The organism is Micromonospora sp. A200 (assembly GCF_029893845.1).
Taxonomy (GTDB): Bacteria; Actinomycetota; Actinomycetes; order Mycobacteriales; family Micromonosporaceae; genus Micromonospora; species Micromonospora purpureochromogenes.
Genome location: NZ_JARXXY010000002.1, coordinates 89767 through 103196 on the forward strand (window position 1 = coordinate 89767; position 13430 = coordinate 103196).

Genomic DNA, 13430 nt, shown 5'->3' on the forward strand with positions numbered 1-13430 from the left:
CATCGAGACATGTGAATGCATTGTCCGCGTACGCGCAGGTCAAGGCCCGGCTGCGCGGGTCGGATGGTCGCGTCAGGACCGGTCCGGCGCGGGCCTCGCGTTCCGCCATACGAACGTACTGTTGCCGCACCGCTTTCCGGCGCGGGACAGTACGCCACACCAGCGGTGCCGTCGACGCCGCCGCTCCCCCGGTCGACCCTGAGGAGAATGCGATGGCTCTACGACTCGCCGACGGAACCGCCTGGTCCGACACGCTCGCCCGGGCGGCAGCCGCCGCACCGGAGGCCTTCGGGCCCGAGGTCGACGGCGTCACCACCCTGCACAACCTGGTCTCCGGGCAGTGGCAGGCGGTCGGTACGCCGAGCGCCGTACGCACGCCGGTCGACAACACCGTGCTGGTCAACCTGCCCCGGTTGGACGCCGACACCGCGCGCGCGGCGGTCGCCCACGCCGCCACCGCGCACCGCGACTGGGCGGCCACCCCGCTCGCCGAGCGCAAGGCGCGGGTCGGCGAGGCGCTGGACGCCCTCACCGCGCACCGCGACCTGCTGGCCATGCTGCTGGTCTGGGAGATCGGCAAGCCGTGGCGGCTCGCCTGCGCCGACGTCGACCGCGCGCTGGACGGCGTTCGCTGGTACGTCGAGGAGATCGATCGGATGCTGGCCGGCGGCCGTGAGCCGCTGCCCGGCCCGGTCAGCAACATCGCCTCGTGGAACTACCCGATGAGCGTGCTGGTCCACGCGGAACTGGTGCAGCTGCTCGCCGGCAACGCGGTCATCGCCAAGACCCCGTCGCAGGGCGGCGCGGTCTGCCTGACCGTGGCGCACGCCCTGATGCGCCGCGCCGGGCTCCCCGCCACCCTGCTCTCCGGCAGCGGCGAGGAGCTCTCCGAGGTGCTCGTCCGGGCGCCCGAGATCGGCGCGGTCGCGTTCGTCGGCGGGCGGTCCAACGGCGGCAAGGTGGCCGCCGCCCTGCTCGACACCGACAAGCGGCACTTCATCGAGCAGGAGGGTCTCAACGCCTGGGGCGTCTGGAACTTCTCCCAGTGGGACCTGCTCGCCGCGCACCTGAAGAAGGGCTTCGAGTACGGCAAGCAGCGCTGCACCGCGTACCCGCGGTTCGTGGTCCAGCGTGACCTGGTCGACGAGTTCCTCGACATGTACCTGCCGGTGGTCCGCTCCGTCCGGTTCGGACACCCGCTCGCGGTGGACGAGACCTGGCAGGCCGGCGACCCGCTGCCGGAGCTGGACTTCGGCCCGCTGATCAGCGGCGCCAAGGCCGACGAGCTGCGCCGCAAGGTCGACGAGGCGGTACGTGGCGGCGCCGTGCCGCTGCACCGCGGCAAGCTCGACGGCGCGCCCTTCCTCGACGGGCAGGACACCTCGGCGTACGTGGCGCCGGCGGTGCTGCTCGCCCCGCCCGGCCGGTCCCGGCTGATGCACGCCGAGCCCTTCGGCCCGGTCGACACCATCGTCGTGGTGGACACCACCGACGAGCTGCTGGCTGCCATGAACGCCTCCAACGGCGCGCTGGTGGCCTCGTTGGCCTGCGACGACGAGGAGCTGGCCGGCAAGCTCGCGGTGGACCTCCAGGCGTTCAAGGTGGGCATCAACAAGCCGCGTTCCCGGGGCGACCGGGAGGAGCCGTTCGGCGGCCGGGGCGCCTCCTGGAAGGGCGCCTTCGTCGGCGGCGACCTGCTGGTGCAGGCGGTCACCCAGGGCGGCGACGGCCGGCTCTACGGCAACTTCCCGGACTACAGCAGCTACCCGGCCACCTGAGGCGGCGCTAACCTCGGTCGATGGCACGGATCGAGCAGATCTCGCTGGGCGTGACCGACGACCGCCGCGCCGGCCGGTTCTGGGCCGCGGCCCTGGGCTACGTGCGTCGGCCGCCGCGCCACGACGGCGACGACTGGATCGTGGTCGAGCCGCCGCCCGGAGTCCCCGGCGCGGCGATCGCGATGGACGTCAGCGACAGCCCGGTGGCCGAGTTCCCCCGCGTCCACCTCGACCTGGACGCGGGGGACCGCGACCTCGACGACGAGGTGGCGCGGCTGGTCGCGCTCGGCGCGCAACGGGTCGACTGGCGGCACTACCCGGCCGAGCCGGAACCGGGCCAACTGCCCTACGTCGTGCTCGCCGACACCGAGGGGAACCGGTTCTGCGTATCGGGTCACCGCCGGGCCGGATTCCACTTCGGCTGATCCGGACGGCGTTCCGCTGCGGCTCACGTGGCGGGTTGCTCCGCGGCTCGCCGTGGCGGCCTTCCCGGGCGGCCCGCCGTGACGGCGTTCCTGGGTCGCCGTTGGCGGGGCCGCCGCCGACCGCCGGACATGGGCAGGGCCCCCGCACCGGGGGCCCTGCCGATTCACCGTCCTCCGCACCGGAGGTCGGCCCGGTGGCGCCGGGCGACGTGGGTACGCCACCCGGCGCCGGTGAGGGTCGCCCCGCGCCGCCGCCGGGTGCTGGTACCCCGGCCGGCGCGGCCACGACCGTTGTCTCAGCCCGCCCGGTCTCGCCGGGTGGTCGCGTCCGCCTGCCGGGGCAGGGCACGCCGCGCTGGCCCCGCGGGGCGGGCGGCCAGCGGCACCGTCACGGTGAGCAGCGCGCCGTCCCGCTCGATCGGCGTGGGCCGCCCGAGCCGGCGTACGGTGCGCAGCATCGGGGTGTTCTCCGCCTGGACGTGCAGCACCACGGCCGCGTACCCGGACCGGCCGGCCTGCCCGAGCAGCCGGCGCAGCAGCGCCGACCCGAGGCCACGGTGCTGCCAGTCGTCGCGCACCAGCAGGGCCACCTCGGCCTCGTCGCCCTCACCGAGCAGGTTGGCCATCGCCACCACCGACTCCCCCGCACCGGAGCCGGTCGTCGCCACCAGCGTGGTCCCCCGCCTCGGCTCCAGCAGCCGGCGCATCCGGCTCGGCGACGGCAACGCGCCCCCGCCGAGATAGCGGCGCTGGCGGCTGCGCGCCGAGCACGCCTCGTGCAGGTCCACCACGCCGGCCAGGTCGTCGACCGTGGCCGGGCGGACCACCAGCTCCCCGCCGTCGGGCAGCACCAGGGTCACCCGGTCGGCCGCCCGGCGGGCCGCGGTGGCCGCCAGCTCGACCAGCGCCTGCGCCCGGGCGTACTCCGCCGGGGTGAAGCTGGGCGCCCGCCGGCGCAGCTCGTACGACCCGCCACACGGGTCGGCCACCAGCATGCTCGCCGCGCCGACACCGCCGTGCGGGACGGCCGGCGCCGCTCGCCAGGTCACCTCGTCCGCGCCGAGCAGGGCGCGCAGCATCTCCCCGGTCGCGTCCGGGTCCCGGACCAGCCGGGTGGCCAGCCCGAGCACCCGGGTCGGCTGGTCCACCAGGCCCCGCGCCTCGCTGCGCGCCACCCAGCAGTCCCGTCCCCGACCCCGTTCCACGGCGGCCACCAGCTCCGCCTCGCCCACCACGTCCGGCGCGTCGACGAGGAAGTCGTCGACCGCCCCGGCCTCGGTCGTGTGCACCTGCACGGTGAGGATGTTGACTCCTCGCAACGCGAGACTCGCCGTGAGCACCGACAGGTAGCCCGGCCGGTCGTCCACGGTGGCTCGAATCCGCCACAGCACCATGTCTGCTCCCTTCCCCACCTACGAGACTGCCGGAGGGCTGTTGCCACGCCGTTGCCCGGCGGTGACACCCCGGGAACCGTTGCGCGTGATCAGGTGACGCTGGTCACCGAGGGCGCCCCGACCAGGTCCAGCCGGTCGCCGAGGATCACCGCGCCGGCCCGGACCAGCTGGGCCAGCCGGTCCACCTCGGTGGAGTGGAAGGCGGCCGCGGTGAGCGGCTCGGTGTGCTCGCGCGCGACCACCAGCACCAGGCCGTTGCGGCCGAACGGCGCGATCGCGTAGTGGCTGCCGTCGGCGCCGGTCAGCGCCCGCGCCCGCAGCGGGGTCACCTCGGGCAGCAGCGGCGGCTGGGGCGCCCGCCAGCTCGCGTGCCCCACCGTCGCCGTCCGTCCGCCGGCCCGCGAGGCCCAGTCCATCGGGACGACCGCGGCCACCGCCCAGTCGGCGGCGAGCAGCCCGGGCACCGCGTCGACCAGAGTGGCCACCCCGTCGGCGGGGTTCGCGGCGACCTGGGCCAGCAGCTCGGCGTCCTGGCCGGTGGTGGTCGGCGCGCCGATCGCCCGCCAGACCCCGTCCACCCGTACCCCCGGGATGGCGGCCAGACCCGCCATCAACCGCTCCAGCCGGGCGGCGCCCGGCCAGACCACCGTGAAGTCGTCCACCGCCCGCCCGCCGAGCCGTTCCAGGACGACCACCTGGACGATGTCGGCGCCGGAGACGCCGAGCGTCCGGGCCACCTGGCCGAGCGTGCCGGGACGGTCCGGCAGGGTCACCCGAACTCTCAGCAACATGTCTGTCCCTCCGCTCGGCGGGCCGACCGTGGCGGCCGGCAGGCTGGGCACCAGCCTCCCGGTTGACCATTTCGCCCCTGTTGCAGCGGCATGTCCCGGGGGGAAATCCCCGGCTTGACAAGAAAGCTGAGCTGCCATCAACTATTCGGATGACCGATCCGGCCGTCGACGCGCTCCGGCCGGGAAGTTCTCCGGCCGCCCCCGACACCCCGCCCACCGCCGCCGCGCCGAACGGATCCCCCAGAGGGCTGGACCTCGACCGGCTCGCCGGCTACCTGGCCGCCCACCGGCCCGAGCTGGCCGACGCGCCGCTGTCGGCCACCCTGATCGCCGGGGGCAAGTCGAACCTGACCTACCTGCTGCGCGTCGGCGAGCGGGAGCTGGTGCTGCGCCGACCTCCGCTGGGGCACGTGCTGGCCACCGCGCACGACATGGCCCGCGAGTTCCGGGTGATCTCCGCCCTCGCGCCCACCGACGTGCCGGTCCCGGCGGCGCTGCTGCACTGCGCCGACACCGACGTGCTCGGCGCGCCCTTCTACCTGATGGAGCGGGTCCGTGGCGAGGTGTTCCGCAGCCGCGCCCAGACCGACCCGCTCCCCCCCGAGCAGCGGCGCGACCTGGCCCTGGCGATGATGGACACCCTCGCCGCCCTGCACACCGTCGACCCGGCCACGGTCGGGCTGGCCGACTTCGGCCGCCCCGAGGGCTACCTCGGCCGGCAGGTACGCCGCTGGGCCGGCCAGCTCGACCGATCCCGCAGCCGTCCGCTGCCCGGCATCGACGAGCTGCGCGACCTGCTCGGCGGCACCGTTCCGGAGGGCGCCAACGCCGGGCGGATCGTGCACGGCGACTACCGGCTGGACAACCTCCTCACCACCGTCGACCCGGTGTCGGTGCGCGCCGTGCTCGACTGGGAGATGGCCACCCTCGGCGACCCGCTGGCCGACCTCGGCCTGCTGCTGACCTACTGGGACGTGCTGGGCGACAGCGACCTCGCCGCCGGCAACCCGGTCGCCGACGGCCTCGGCCCGCGCGCCGGCTTCCCCACCGGCGCCGAGCTGATCGAGCGGTACGCCGGCCGCAGCGACGTCGACGTCGGGCCGCTGCACTGGCACGTCGCGCTCGGCTGCTTCAAGCTCGCGGTGATCTGCGAGGGCATCCACTACCGGCACACCCTCGGGCAGACGCTCGGCCCCGGCTTCGACCGCATCGGCGACATGGTGGCCCCACTGGTAACGCACGGCCTACGCGCAGCCCGGGAAAGGTGACGACGGCGGGTTCGCCGCCCGCCGCCTGCACGTTCAGAGAAAGCGTGGCTATTCACGGCCGAATAGCCACGCTTTCTCTGAACGTGCGCGCATTAAGGGGGTGGGTCAGGCGGAGGCGCGGTGGATGAGTTGGGTGTCGAGGAGGATGTGGGGGGCGGGGATCTCGTCGCCGCGGATGCGGGCGACCAGCAGCCGCGCCATCTGGCGGCCCATCTCCTCGACCGGCTGGAAGACGGTGGTCAGCGGCGGGTCGGCCTGCCGGGCGATCGGGGCGTCGTCGAAGCCGATGACGGCCACGTCCTCGGGCACCCGCCGCCCCGCCTCGCGCAGGGTACGCAGCGCGCCGAACGCCATCAGGTCGGAGGCGACGAAGACCGCGTCCAGGTCGGGGCAGGCCTCCAGCAGCCGGCGCATCGCGGCCGCTCCGCTGCCCTCGCTGAAGTCTCCGTACGCGATCATGCGGGGGTCGACCTCGGCCCCGGCGGCCCGGACGGCGTCCCGGTAGCCGGCGAGACGGGCCAGGCCGGCGCCCATGTCCTGCGGGCCGGCGATGGTGGCGATCCGGCGCCGGCCCCGCTGGGCCAGGTGCTCCACCGCCTGCCGCGCGCCGCCGACGTTGTCCACGTCGACGAACCAGGACGGCCGCGCCCCGGGCTGGAGCATGCGCGCGGGCCGGCCGCCGAGCACGGTCGGCAGGTCACGCTCCTCCAGCAGCGTGGGGAGCGGGTCGGAGTCGTGCAGCGACAGCAGCAGCACCCCGTCCACGTGCTGGTTGGTCAGGTGGTGCTCGACCCGTTCCCGCTCGATCGGGGACTGCACCATGGCCAGCCAGAGCTGCAACGGCGTCTCCAGCAGCCCGGAGCTGACGCCCCGGACGATGCCGGCGAAGAACGGCTCGGTGAAGACCCGGTCGCCGGACTCGGAGACCACCAGGGCCACCGAGTCGGTCCGCTGGGTGACCAGCGCCCGGGCGGCCCGGTTCGGCACGTACCCCAGTTCCGCGATGGCCTGCTGGACGGCGGCCCGGGCCTCCGGACTGACCTGCGGCGAGCCGTTGACGACCCGGGAGACCGTGCCGCGCCCGACGCCCGCGCGGGCGGCGACCGCGTCGAGGGTCGGGCGCCCGAGCGACCGGGTGCGCTGCGTTGTCATCGTCTGCTCCTCCGACGTCGGACGGATCCGCGCCACCCGTGGGGAGCGGGTGGGCGCGGAGCCGCCCGAGAACTGGCTGGCCTTCGCCTATTGTGCGGCCAGACCGTTACGTCGGATCACCTCGGCGTACCACCTGGCGCTGGACTTGGGGATACGGGCCTGGCTGTCGTAGTCGATCCAGACCATCCCGAACCGCTTGGTGTAGCCCCAGGCCCATTCGAAATTATCCATCAGCGACCAGGCGAAGTAGCCGCGCAGGGGCACCCCGGCGTTGATCGCCTCGTGCGCCGCCCGCAGGTGGGCGTCGAAGTACGCCAGCCGGTCGCCGTCGTCGACCTGCCCGTCGACCACCGCGTCGACGAAGGCGGAGCCGTTCTCGGTGACGTAGAGCGGCAGGTCGGTGTACTCCTCGTGGACCCGACGCAGCGTCTCGGTCAGGCCGGGGGCGTCGATCTCCCAGTCCATGTCGGTGACCGGCACGCCCCGGGTGACGAACCGGACGTCCTCGCTGCCCGGCCAGCACGACGGCGCCCGCCAGTACGGCTCCGGCTCGGCGCCCTCGACCGGGGCGGCGACCACGTGCCGGCTGTAGTAGTTGACGCCGACCAGGTCCAGCGGGGTGGAGATGACCGCGAGGTCGCCGTCGCGCACGTGCCCGAAGTCGGTGACCTCGCGCAGGTCGGCGGCGAGGTCGGTCGGGTACGACCCGCGCAGCACCGGGTCGAGGAAGAACCGGTTGGCCAGCGCGTCGATCCGCCGGGCCGCGTCGACGTCGGCGGGCGCGTCGCTGGCCGGGGTGACCGGGTAGAGGTTGACGGTGATGCCGAGCTGGGCCTGCGGCCGGGACGCCCGCAGCGCCTGCACCGCCAGCCCGTGGCCGAGCATCAGGTGGTGCCCGGCGCGGACGGCGTCCGCCCCGTCGGAGCGGCCGGGCGCGTGCACGCCCGAGCCGTAGCCGAGGAACGCCGAGCACCAGGGCTCGTTCAGCGTCGTCCAGTACGTCACCCGGTCGCCGAGGGCGTCCGCGACGAGTTCGGCGTAGTCGGCGAACCGCCCGGCGGTGTCCCGGGCCGGCCAGCCGCCGGCGTCCTCAAGCGGCTGGGGCAGGTCCCAGTGGTAGAGGGTCAGCCAGGGCTCGATGCCGTGCCCCAGCAGCTCGTCGACGAGCCGCCGGTAGAAGTCCAGGCCCTCGGCGTTGGCCGGGCCCGAGCCGCCCGGCTGCACCCGCGGCCAGGACACCGAGAACCGGTACGACTTCAGGCCCAGCTCGGCCATCAGCCGGACGTCGGACGGCATCCGGTGGTAGTGGTCGCAGGCCACGTCACCGGTGTGCCCGGCGAGCACCCGCCCCTCGGTGTGGCTGAACGTGTCCCAGATCGACGGGGTCCGGCCACCCTCGGTGGCCGCCCCCTCGATCTGGTACGCGGCGGTCGCCGCGCCCCACAGGAAGCCGGGCGGGAAGATCAGTTCCGGCCCCTGGTCGAGTACGCCGACTGCGGGCGGGTGGTCTGGGTTGCTCACGACTTGACGGCACCTTCCATGATCCCGCCAATGATCTGGCGGCCGAACAGGGCGAACACGATCACCAACGGCGCGGTACCGATGGCGGTCGCGGCGAACACCTGCGAGTAGTCGGTGTAGTAGGCGTACGAGAGGAAGGCCAGGGACACCTGCAGGGTCGGATTCTCCGGGGTGAGCACGGCGTACGGCCACAGGTAGGAGTTCCAGGTCTGCATGAAGGTGAGCAGGCCGAGCACGGCCGCGGCCGGGCGCAGCGCGGGCAGCACGATGTTCCAGTAGATCCGGAAGGTGCTGGCCCCGTCGACCCGGCCCGCCTCGATCAGCTCGTCGGAGATGGCCTGGGTGGCGTACTGCCGCATCATGAACACGCCGAAGGCGCTGACCAGGAAGGGCACGGTCACCGCGTAGAGGGTGTCGTACCAGCCGAGGTCCTGGATCATGCCCCAGAGCGGGATGAGGCCCAGCTGGGTCGGGATCATCATGGTCACGATGATCGACAGCAGCAGGATGTTGCGGCCCCGGAAGCGCAGCTTGGCGAAGGCGAAGCCGGCCAGCGACCCGGTGATCACCACCGAGACGGTCACGACGCCGGCCACGATCACCGAGTTGAGCAGGCCGGTGAGGAAGTTCGCCGCGTCGTTGGCGAGCACCCGGTCGAGGTTGTCGCCGAACGAGCCGCCCGGGGTGACCGGCGGCGGCACGTCGTTGATCGAGTCCAGGCTGCGGGTGGCGATGACGACCATGTAGTAGAAGGGGTAGATCGAGAAGAGCACCGCCAGCACGAGGGCGACGTACATCAGCGGGCTGGTGCGCCAGAGGCGCTGGGACGCGGAGTTCACTCGGTCGCTCCTCACTTGACCGTACGGCGGACGAGCAGGAAGTTGACCAGCGAGACCAGTGCGATCATCACGAACATCGCCCAGGCCACGGCGGCGCCGTACCCGGCGGTGTTGAGGTTCTCGATACCCAGTTCGTACATGTACATGGCCAGGGTCTGGAACTCGCGCTGGTCGCCGCCGATGATGTTGCCGTTGGCGAAGACGAGCGGCTCGGTGAAGAGCTGGAGCCCGCCGATGGTGGAGAGGGTGACCACGAAGACGAAGGTCGGCGTGAGCATCGGCAGGGTGATCCGCCAGAACTGCTTCCACTGGTTGGCGCCGTCGATGGCCGCCGCCTCGTAGAGGTCCTTGGGGATGGCCTGCATGCCGGCCAGCAGGATGAGCGTGTTGTAGCCGGTCCACCGCCAGTTGACCATGGAGGCGATGGCGGTCCAGGAGCTCCACCGCTGCGCGTCCCAGTCCACCGCGTCGATCCCGACCAGGCCGAGCAGCCAGTTGATCAGGCCGAAGTCGCGCTGGAAGAGCATGCCGAAGACGATCGCCACGGCGGCGACCGACACCACGTTCGGCATGAAGATGGCCATCCGGAAGAACGTCCGGGCGCGCAGCAAGGTGCGGTTGAGCAGGGTCGCCAGGAAGAGCGCGAGCAGCAGCTGCGGGATCGTCGAGAGCAGGAAGATGCCGAAGGTGTTGACAGTGGCGTTCCAGAAGTACTCGTCGGTGAACAGCCGGGTGTAGTTGTCCACGCCGATGAAGCTGTGCTCGCCGATCAGGTTCCAGTCGTGCAGCGACATCCACGCGGTGCGCAGCATCGGGTAGAACCCGAAGATGCCGAAGATGACGAAGAACGGGGCGACGTAGAGGTACGGGGAGAGCTTGAGGTCGAGGCGGTTGAGCGACAGCGCCGGGCTGCGGCGCCGGGTGGGTGGGGGTGGCGACGCCGTGGGTGACGGCGGCGCGGTCGTGGCCGACAGGCTCATGCGGGATCCTTTCCCGGCGCCGGCGGGGCCGGTGAGGCGGGCGGTACGTGCATCGGGACGCGGCCGGTGGCGCCCGGGAGACCCGGACGCCACTCGCCGTGGTGGGTCAGTGCTCAGAAAGCGCCCTGGGTCTTGGCGTCCTTGACGTACTGCTCCCAGGCCTTGTCCTTGGTCGACTGCCCGCTCTCGTACGACCGCAGCGCCGGCTCGAAGGCGTTCTCCTTCACGGCCTGGTGCTTCGGACCGAGGTGCAGCGGCTGGATCTTGGAGACGCTGTCACCGAAGATCTTGCCGGTCGGGGCGTTGTTGAAGTACTCGTTGGTGTAGGCGAGGAACTCCGGGTTCTTCAGCGCCTCCAGGTTGGTCGGCAGCGGGCCCTTGGCCTTGAAGGCCGCCACCTGGCTCTGCGCGTTGGTCAGGTACTCGGCGAGCTTCGTCGCCTCCTTGGGGTACTTGCTCTGGGTCGGCACGGCGAGCCAGGAGCCGCCCCAGTTGCCCGCGCCGCCGGGGACCGGCGCCACGTCCCACTTGCCCTTGTTCTCCGGGCCGGAGTTCTCCTGCACGATGCCGAGCATCCAGGACGGGCAGAAGGTCGCGGCGAAGGTGCCCTGCTTGAAGCCGGCCGACCACTCCGGCGACCAGGTGGCCGTCTCGGCGGTGATGTTGGCGTCGGCCATCGCGATCGCGGTGTCCCAGGCGCTCTTCACCGAGGCGCTGGTGTCGGCGACGACGTTGTCGTCCTTGTCGTAGAACAGGTCGCCGCCCTGCTGGAACATCACCGCGCTGGAGGCGGTGGTCACCGAGTCGAGCATGCCCTTGCCGGTGGCGGCCCGGTACTTCTTGCCGGTCTCGATGAAGGCGTTCCAGTCCGGCCAGAGGGCCGCGACCTGGTCGCGCTCGACGGGGAGCTTGGCGGCCTGGAAGAGGTCCCGCCGGTAGCAGACGGCGAGGCTGCCGACGTCGGTGGGCAGGCCGATCAGCCGGCCGTCCGGCGCCTTGCCCAGCTCCCACTTCCAGGGCAGGTACTCGCTGCTGTGGTCCTTGGCGACCAGCTTGCCGAGGTCGGCCCAGTTCGCCGGGTTCGCCTTGAACTCGTTGAGGATGCCCTCCTCCAGGGCGACCACGTCGGCGGCGCCCTTGCCGGTGGCCAGCGCCCGGACGATCTTCGGCCGGTACTCGTTGAGCTGCGCGGTCTTGCGCAGCTCGACCTTGATGCCGGTGTCCTTCTCGTACTGTTTGACGATCTCGTCGTAGCCGAATTCGCCGAAGGTGTCCACGACCAGCTTGGCGGGCTTCCCGCCGGACGCCGTGGCGTCGTCGTCGTCCTTGCCGCAGGCCGCGAGACCGCCGAGTGCGGTGACCGCGGCCAGGGCGGCGGCCGCGAGGCGGGTACGCCGCGTGGTGACGCTCATCCTGACCCCTCTTTCAGTGGTGAGGCTGGGTTTGGGTGTGGTGGGGGGTGATCTGCGCGCTCCCGCCGGCCGGCGGACCGGGTCGGCCCGGGCGGTGTGCGTGGTGATCCGCGCCACGCCCTGGGAACGCTCCCATGAGATTGCCGGGAGGTGTCAGGGGTGTCAATAGACCGATGGGAGCGTTCCCAGATCGTTACGGCCGACGCCCTCGACCGGTCCTCAGCGGACGGAGGGGATCAGCAGAGGTGACGCAGCAGCGTGCTGGCCCGCCCCGGGTCGAACCGGGCGGGATCGAAGCCGCCGCCCGTCCACTCCCGCATCGCCGCGTGTTCCCGGTGCCGCGGGTCGGCGAGCGCAGCGAGCAGGAGCAGGTAGCCGGACGGGCCGCCGACGTCCTCCGGCGGGCAGGCGCGCTCGCCGTCCAGGCAGGACGGGTACCGCTCCTCCGGGTCGGCGGTGAAGGCGTCCTCCACCACCAGGTCGTGCTCCCACCAGTCGCCGAAGTCGTAGGTGTAGCGGAACCGGCTGCCCTTGCCGAGGACCGCGTCGAGCCGGACATCCAGCTCGTCGCGGAGCGACAGCTCACCGTCCGGGTCCGGCTCGCCGTACTGCAGCCCGTCGATCTCGAACGAGTGCAGGTGGCAGTCGCGCCACCCCATGGCGTGCTGCACCACCCGGTGCAACCGGTCGAGGGTGTAACCGCCGGGCACCAGCACCCGCCGCCAGACCGGCGGGCGGACCCCGGCGAGGGACATCTTCAGCTGGAAGATCTGACGTGGCATGCTGCCCCCTCCTCCCACCGCATAGGCTGCCGACATGATCTGCCGAGCCTGCCGGGAGCGGCGGCACGACGACTGTCCCGGCCGGAAGTGGTGCGACTGCCAGCACCGTACCCCCGGACCCATCCCTCCGGTCACCGGTCCGGCCGGCGAATGACCGTCGGAATCCCGATCCGCCGGATCTGGCCGACGCCGGCCACCCCGCCCCTGGACGACGCCGAGCTGACCGCGCTCTACGGTCGCGCCGACCGCCCGCACCTGCGGGTCAACTTCGTGGCCAGCCTCGACGGCGCGGTCACCCTGGACGGCTACTCCGCCGGGCTCTCCGGCGGGCCCGACAAGCGGGTCTTCGGGCTGCTCCGGATGCTCTGCGACGGGTTGCTGGTGGCCGCCGGCACGCTGCGGCACGAGGGCTACCGCGCGGTGCGGCTGAGCGAGCCGCGCCGGGCCTGGCGGCGCGAGCGGGGGCTGCCCGAGTACCCCACCCTGGTGGTCGTCTCCGGGTCGCTGGACCTCGACCCGGCGCAGGCCGCGTTCGCCGACGCGCCGGTGCGACCCGTCGTGCTGACCCACGCCGGCGCCGAGCCGCCCCCGGGGCTGACCGACGTCGCCGAGCTGGTCCGCTGCGGCGACGAGCGGGTGGACCTCGCCGCCGGCCTGGCCGACCTGCGCCGGCGGGGGCTGGACCAGGTGCTCTGCGAGGGCGGCCCGCACCTGTTCGGCGCGCTCACCGCCGCCGACGTGGTCGACGAGCTCTGCCTGACCGTCGCCCCGCTGCTCGCCGGAGCGGGCCCCGGCCGGATCACCGCCGGCGACCCGGGCGCGCCCCGGGAGCTGCCGCTGCGGCACGTGCTCGCCGCCGACGACGGCGTGCTGATGCTGCGCCACGCCCGGGACGCCGCCGGGACGCCGCCCGCCGGAGCCGCCCCGCCCGCCTAGCGGCCGCCCTGGACTGCCGGTCCGCCGGCCATCGGGCGCGCCCCGGCCGCGCCGGGCCGTCCCCCGGCCGCCACCAACGGGGTACGCGGACAGTCCGCCCCGGCCCGTCTCTTTCGCTGTCGGTGTGTGGGTTGCGGGCCACGACGACGGGC

General features: G+C 73.0%; 12 protein-coding genes. 4 read left to right on the forward strand and 8 right to left on the reverse strand.

The genetic code is table 11. From position 1 onward, the window contains the following. Positions 1-212 precede the first annotated feature (212 nt). Positions 213-1778 (forward strand): aldehyde dehydrogenase family protein, encoded by a 1566-nt coding sequence (locus M2302_RS02360; protein ID WP_280836316.1) that lies wholly within the window; start codon positions 213-215, stop codon positions 1776-1778. A 20-nt stretch (positions 1779-1798) separates the two neighbouring features. Next, a complete protein-coding gene (locus M2302_RS02365; protein WP_280836317.1) occupies positions 1799-2203 on the forward strand; it encodes a VOC family protein in 405 nt (134 codons plus the stop codon). A 296-nt stretch (positions 2204-2499) separates the two neighbouring features. On the opposite strand, the gene M2302_RS02370 is transcribed toward M2302_RS02365, so the two are convergent. Further along, complete coding sequence (locus tag M2302_RS02370) at positions 2500-3597, reverse strand: GNAT family N-acetyltransferase (RefSeq protein ID WP_280836318.1); 1098 nt, start codon at positions 3595-3597, stop codon at positions 2500-2502. A gap of 89 nt (positions 3598-3686) precedes the next feature. Further along, positions 3687-4388, reverse strand: coding sequence for an amino acid-binding protein (locus M2302_RS02375; protein ID WP_280836319.1), 702 nt, complete (start codon positions 4386-4388; stop codon positions 3687-3689). A gap of 149 nt (positions 4389-4537) precedes the next feature. On the opposite strand from M2302_RS02375, the gene M2302_RS02380 reads away from it, so the two are divergent. Then, a complete protein-coding gene (locus tag M2302_RS02380; protein WP_280836320.1) occupies positions 4538-5656 on the forward strand; it encodes a phosphotransferase family protein in 1119 nt (372 codons plus the stop codon). A 105-nt stretch (positions 5657-5761) separates the two neighbouring features. Here M2302_RS02380 and M2302_RS02385 read toward each other — a convergent pair whose 3' ends face one another. From M2302_RS02385 to M2302_RS02410, 6 genes are all read right to left on the reverse strand, one after another. Further along, positions 5762-6808, reverse strand: a complete 1047-nt coding sequence (locus tag M2302_RS02385) for a LacI family DNA-binding transcriptional regulator (protein ID WP_280836321.1) — start codon at positions 6806-6808, stop codon at positions 5762-5764. An 87-nt stretch (positions 6809-6895) separates the two neighbouring features. Continuing rightward, positions 6896-8329: a GH1 family beta-glucosidase gene (locus M2302_RS02390; RefSeq protein WP_280836322.1), complete on the reverse strand. Its 1434-nt coding sequence runs from the start codon at positions 8327-8329 to the stop codon at positions 6896-6898. Further along, positions 8326-9168 (reverse strand): carbohydrate ABC transporter permease, encoded by an 843-nt coding sequence (locus M2302_RS02395; protein ID WP_280836323.1) that lies wholly within the window; start codon positions 9166-9168, stop codon positions 8326-8328. Before M2302_RS02395 ends, M2302_RS02390 begins: the two co-directional genes overlap by 4 nt. 11 nt (positions 9169-9179) lie before the next feature. Next, a complete protein-coding gene (locus M2302_RS02400) occupies positions 9180-10148 on the reverse strand; it encodes a sugar ABC transporter permease (RefSeq protein WP_280836324.1) in 969 nt (322 codons plus the stop codon). Positions 10149-10261: 113 nt separating this feature from the next. Further along, on the reverse strand, positions 10262-11560 hold the full coding sequence (locus tag M2302_RS02405; protein WP_280836325.1) for an extracellular solute-binding protein: 1299 nt from the start codon (positions 11558-11560) through the stop codon (positions 10262-10264). 236 nt (positions 11561-11796) lie between these two features. Next, positions 11797-12342 carry a plasmid pRiA4b ORF-3 family protein gene (locus M2302_RS02410; protein WP_280836326.1) on the reverse strand — a complete coding sequence of 182 codons (546 nt, stop codon included), beginning with the start codon at positions 12340-12342 and terminating at the stop codon, positions 11797-11799. Positions 12343-12492: 150 nt separating this feature from the next. Here M2302_RS02410 and M2302_RS02415 point away from each other — a divergent pair, with 150 nt between their 5' ends. Then, the gene (locus M2302_RS02415; RefSeq protein ID WP_280836327.1) at positions 12493-13278 is read left to right on the forward strand and encodes a pyrimidine reductase family protein; all 786 of its coding nucleotides are present in this window, start codon (positions 12493-12495) and stop codon (positions 13276-13278) included. Positions 13279-13430 lie beyond the last annotated feature (152 nt).

Bases quoted from the DNA above. Each gene is read 5' to 3' on its own strand.
- M2302_RS02360 (WP_280836316.1), top strand. From the start codon at position 213: ATGGCTCTACGACTCGCCGACGGAACCGCCTGGTCCGACACGCTCGCC.
- M2302_RS02365 (WP_280836317.1), top strand. From the start codon at position 1,799: ATGGCACGGATCGAGCAGATCTCGCTGGGCGTGACCGACGACCGCCGC.
- M2302_RS02370 (WP_280836318.1), bottom strand. From the start codon at position 3,597: ATGGTGCTGTGGCGGATTCGAGCCACCGTGGACGACCGGCCGGGCTAC.
- M2302_RS02375 (WP_280836319.1), bottom strand. From the start codon at position 4,388: ATGTTGCTGAGAGTTCGGGTGACCCTGCCGGACCGTCCCGGCACGCTC.
- M2302_RS02380 (WP_280836320.1), top strand. From the start codon at position 4,538: ATGACCGATCCGGCCGTCGACGCGCTCCGGCCGGGAAGTTCTCCGGCC.
- M2302_RS02385 (WP_280836321.1), bottom strand. From the start codon at position 6,808: ATGACAACGCAGCGCACCCGGTCGCTCGGGCGCCCGACCCTCGACGCG.
- M2302_RS02400 (WP_280836324.1), bottom strand. From the start codon at position 10,148: ATGAGCCTGTCGGCCACGACCGCGCCGCCGTCACCCACGGCGTCGCCA.
- M2302_RS02405 (WP_280836325.1), bottom strand. From the start codon at position 11,560: ATGAGCGTCACCACGCGGCGTACCCGCCTCGCGGCCGCCGCCCTGGCC.
- M2302_RS02410 (WP_280836326.1), bottom strand. From the start codon at position 12,342: ATGCCACGTCAGATCTTCCAGCTGAAGATGTCCCTCGCCGGGGTCCGC.
- M2302_RS02415 (WP_280836327.1), top strand. From the start codon at position 12,493: ATGACCGTCGGAATCCCGATCCGCCGGATCTGGCCGACGCCGGCCACC.